The 526-nt window shown below is 40.7% G+C and carries 1 protein-coding gene; it reads left to right on the forward strand.

The window, feature by feature from the left end:
• The coding region (locus ACFINE_RS09995) for an ABC transporter substrate-binding protein (RefSeq protein ID WP_375621923.1) at positions 1-526 on the forward strand (526 nt) is incomplete at both ends.

Consider the following 526-nt stretch of genomic DNA (forward strand, 5'->3'; position numbering starts at 1 on the left):
CCAATGAAAAAGTGCGTTTGGCGATGCGCTATCTTATTGACTATGAAGGACTCGGTAAGACTCTTCTCAAAGATGTTGGTATTCCACGTGCAAGTTTTATTCCTCTTGGTAATCTTGGAGCTTTGGATGAAAAAGAGGGACAACCCTTTAAACTTGATCTCCAAAAAGCAAAGCAACTTTTAACAGAGGCAGGTTATCCGGATGGTTTTGAGGCCAGTATTTTTGCCGGTGCCTCTCCTTATCCTTTTGCTTTGCCTATTGCTCAGTCTCTCCAAGACAATGCAAAAAAAGTTGGAGTACGTTTTAAAATTGAACGTTTTGTAGGTACGCAGTTGTTTTCAAAATTTTATGCGCGTGGTTTTGATACGATTTTTTTCGGATGGAATAATGGCTCTGGGGACCCCCATACAATGGCTTCACGTCTTATTTATAATCCAGATAATCGGCTTGAGGCTAAAAATACAGGCTATGCGAGTTGGTGCCATGGGTATTTGGATGAAACTATGAATCAAAAGGTTCAAGATGC

The sequence above is a fragment of the Bartonella sp. AA97HXZ genome (genome assembly GCF_042196985.1).
Lineage (GTDB): Bacteria > Pseudomonadota > Alphaproteobacteria > Rhizobiales > Rhizobiaceae > Bartonella.